The organism is Leptolyngbya cf. ectocarpi LEGE 11479, assembly GCF_015207065.1.
Lineage (GTDB): Bacteria > Cyanobacteriota > Cyanobacteriia > Phormidesmidales > Phormidesmidaceae > Leptothoe > Leptothoe ectocarpi.
Genome location: NZ_JADEXP010000475.1, coordinates 1 through 3,837 on the forward strand (window position 1 = coordinate 1; position 3,837 = coordinate 3,837).

3 protein-coding genes are annotated in these 3,837 nt (G+C 52.8%); 1 reads left to right on the top strand and 2 read right to left on the bottom strand.

Going from position 1 to position 3,837, the window contains the following annotated elements; genetic code table 11:
- Nucleotides 1-1,110: Caspase domain-containing protein (locus IQ260_RS28570; protein ID WP_193996462.1), on the bottom strand; the 1,110-nt coding region annotated here is incomplete at its 3' end.
- A gap of 150 nt (nt 1,111-1,260) precedes the next feature.
- On the opposite strand from IQ260_RS28570, the gene IQ260_RS28575 reads away from it, so the two are divergent.
- Nucleotides 1,261-2,331: a tetratricopeptide repeat protein gene (locus IQ260_RS28575; protein WP_193996463.1), complete on the top strand. Its 1,071-nt coding sequence runs from the start codon at nt 1,261-1,263 to the stop codon at nt 2,329-2,331.
- Here the strand turns inward: IQ260_RS28575 and IQ260_RS28580 are convergent.
- Entirely contained in the window at nt 2,328-3,644 is a 1,317-nt protein-coding gene (locus IQ260_RS28580; RefSeq protein ID WP_193996464.1) for an aromatic ring-hydroxylating dioxygenase subunit alpha, read from the bottom strand. The genes IQ260_RS28575 and IQ260_RS28580 overlap by 4 nt on opposite strands.
- Nucleotides 3,645-3,837: the final 193 nt, after the last annotated feature.

Genomic DNA, 3,837 nt, shown 5'->3' on the forward strand with positions numbered 1-3,837 from the left:
CATTTGGCTAGAATAGGACTGATTTAGATCTAGAGAGAGTTTCTCGCTAAGCGCACGCACTACATACTGTCGATGAGGTTCGGCCTGAGCGATCCAATCACTTATCGGTTGGGCAAAAATCTCGGCAATCTTCTCTTCACTAGCCTGTTCTTGCAACCACACTTCCACCGTAGAAACGGGCCAGTCGGTAGTCTCTTCATCCACTTTGGCAAAGGCATGGGCCTCGGCATAGGAGACTTTGCCATCGGTGTTGTAATCAGCAGAAGCAACCGGTTGACCAATGCGATCAACACCGCTTAGTCCGGCAAAAAAACTCGAACTATAGTCACGATAGTCGGCTTCATTCACAGCTGGCGTACAGCCCACCGAAGGCCGTTCGGCAACGGTGGCAAAAAAGCCACAGCGAGTTTGCAGGGCCACCGGATTTTCAGGATTGCCCTGTTCGTAGATGAGGTTGGCAAAGGAGCCCGAAAAGCACTGGGCCATCATGGTTACAAAGGGCTGCTCAGCCGGGAGCTGATCGAGCCAGCTGGAGAGCCGCTGCACCGAAACAAACTCCTCCTCCCAGAGGATCATGGCATTGTTATCAGGATTATCGCCGTTGTAGGCCCCATGACCAGTGAAATAGAAAAAGGCTGGACAGGGGGATGATTTATTCGCTAATCCTTCAAACCAGGTTTGGGCATTACTGACGGTGGCAGCACCATCAAGCTGCTCAATCTCTGGTGGCTTGAATTGCTCTTGACCAACAAGGTTGATATAGCGAACAGTGGCATCCCCATCATTGCCGTTGGCAAAGTATTGGCGCACCCTGCTGAGGTCAATGCCCATCACCCCCAGGGTGCGCTGAAAATAACGCACATTTTTTTCGAGGGCAATTTCGTTGTAGTGGGGAGCGCCTCCACCTGCTAGGACCAGAAACTCCATCGGGGCCATCGAATCCATCGGCTCTGAGGCAGCAATAGCTGATTGCGGCTCTGGAGAGCTATTAGCGGCGGTGGTATTGGCATTCTGCGTGACAGCTTGTTGACGCCAGCCCAGCCCCAGCCCAATGACTACCCCCATGACGCTGGTGGTGAGTACCTGGGTAAGAAACGAGGGTGTACGCATGGGGGTTGGTCGCTAGTCACTACGTCTTGCCTTATTTTAGCCATGGTGTTGGGGGACGGCATCCTGCGCTGTTAACCGACCAGACCTTTAGAATGGGGAAGGTTTTGGCTATTTGCTGTTCGCCACTGTCCCGCCACTGCTCACCACCCCATGCATCAACTTGTCAATGCGGCCCTTGAGGCCCAGGATTATCGTCGCGCCAAGCAGTTGATTAAACAGTGGCGCAAGCAAGCGCCGAAGGATCCGCTGATGCTATTGTCCATTGGGCGTTTGCAGGAAGGGACGCTACAGTGGGATGCGGCGGAAAAAACCTATTTAACCTTTCTCAAACGGGTCAATAATCCCAAACTTATGGGTCAGGCTCGGTCTGGCTTAAAGCGCATCCAGCAGGCCCGAGAGGCCAGTCGCCAAGAGGCTTTGAATGAGGCAAAGGCTGTTTTGGGGAGTGACGATCCTGGGGTGTTGGTGATTATGCCACCAGAGGATGCGCAGCAGGCGGCGGTCGGTTTGGCGGAGGTTCTGAAAATTGACCCCTATATGGCCCGCTTGCAGCTGCCTAAACGGGGGCTGCGGCTACAGCGCACTGGGCCGATTGGCGAGATGCAATATTACGGTGAGGCCTTACAGGCGGTCGGTATCCCCACAACCTGGGCGACGATTGACGTTCTCAAAACTGTTCAAGTCTTTCAGATTAAGCATTGTCGTGCGATCGCACCACAGCCCGTAGTAGTTTGCCAGAGCCCCACGGGACAAATGGGGTCAATTCAGTTTGATTGGTCTGAAGTCACGCAGATCGTCAGGGCTCAGCTACCGATGTTTGAACAGGTGACTGATAAGGGACCATGGGGCAAACCACAGCGCAAGGTACAGGTCAAGGACTATGCCCAGGTGCTCGATCTGCATGTGCACGGGCGTCAGAGTATTTTGAGGATGTGCGATCGCACCTACGAGTTTCGCAACAGTGTCCCCCTAGTGCCCGACCAAACCAACCTCACCTCCACTAGCATCCGCTGGAATGCGCTGGTGCAGCACATTACCCGGAGCACCGACTGCCCCATACTGGAAGACTTTACTAACTTTGGCCAGGGCGCGTTAGAAATGATGTCTCTACTGCCCTATATGCCGGTCTATTTAGATCTCAACCGACGTAAACCCAGCGATTGGGACACGGCGTTGCAGATTTACACCACCCTGCTGTTTCGTCAAAATCTAGGGGTCTAGAATCGAGACTTTAGCTGGTTGGCAGTTGCGATCGCCACCATCGCCAGTAAAAAGCTGACCACAAACACCCAATGCACCTGACCTTCAGTCACCAGGGCTAGGGCTACACTCGTTACCGCACCCACCCACCCAGCTTGCTTAATGGTCATGAGCTGTTCATAGGCACCATAACAGGCCTGGCAAGACTGAGTGTGACGTTCAAAACGAGTCGCTAAATTGTGGGAGTCTGGGTACCCAGCTGGCACTTTTGTCGTCGAAAATCCCACATACCACGGTAGCTTCTGACCAAACCGATCTAACCAGCGACGATGGGCCATCACAAACGTATCGCAGGTTTTTAGAGGAAAATAAGCCGACTTGAGCGGTTGCTTGGAGGCTCGAAAAAATCGATCCTGCGCCACGATAAACGCCAGGTCCTCTTCTAGAATTTTGTTTTGGCGCAAATGCTCTAGCCAGCGAGGCTTGAGGGTAAACGAACGCTTGAAGAATGAACCGTAGCGTCGCACCAGGATACGGCTATGACCAGGGGCAATCGGCAAAGCATACAGTCCCAAACCACCTACCAAACCGTAAGCAGGATTCGAAAAGTCGTAGTGCACCAGCATGGGCGCATAAAAAGTAATCCTGGTCCAGGGAGCCTGGGGGCGATCGGCCCGGCGAAAGCGGCCTTGAATTCCCTCTACTGAAGTCGCCAGTACCTCCATATCTAAGGGAGCCGCATCCTCCCGCCGAATAGTTAACTCGGTCCTATCATGACTGATATAAACATGGGCCGGGTCTAGTAAGTTTTCTACAAGAAACGTGTGGTCAAACGGGAGATCGGTGGTGGTATCCACCTGAAAGACTCCCTCAGTTTCTAAGCCTTCAATGGCAGGCGGCATAGCCGGAGCCGGAGATATATCTTGGTCGGCCCAGACCCAAATAAGGCCCTGATGCTCTTGGACCGGAAACGAGCTAGCACAGGCTCGCTCAGGTATCGCAGCCCCATCCGACAGGTGGGGAATATGCACACAGGTGCCGTCCTCACCAAACTGCCACCCGTGATAAAGGCATTCCAAATGGCCATCGGTAACGCGACCGTCTGAGAGTTTGGCCAACCGGTGAGGGCAGCGATCCGCTAGGCATGTTAGTTTTTTGGTGCGATCGCGAAACAGAACAAAGGGCTCTGCAAAGATAGAAAACCCATAGGGCTGGTTAATGGGTAAATCCACTGCAAAAGCAATGGGATACCAGCAGGTCCGCCAGTTGAGCTGGGGGTCATCAGCCTGCTGCCTCGGCTTAGGCTGTTCATTCTTTTGCGCAGAAGCAACCATGATAGATTTTGCGAGCGGCAATTTCCCGATTTTAGAAGGGCGGTCACAGACTCCCAATTTTTAGCGCGAAAGACTTAAGGCTTATACAAATCTTTCTGGCCTTAGTAAGCCCATGCTTTATGCTTGATGAAGAAAAATCTGACCAATCAAAACCAGTTTGCTAAGTGATTGGACAAAACTATCTATCCGGGCT

What these genes read in the sequence shown, in the direction of transcription:
- IQ260_RS28575 (WP_193996463.1), top strand. Translation starts at nt 1,261, where the DNA reads ATGCATCAACTTGTCAATGCGGCCCTTGAGGCCCAGGATTATCGTCGC.
- IQ260_RS28580 (WP_193996464.1), bottom strand. Translation starts at nt 3,644, where the DNA reads ATGGTTGCTTCTGCGCAAAAGAATGAACAGCCTAAGCCGAGGCAGCAG.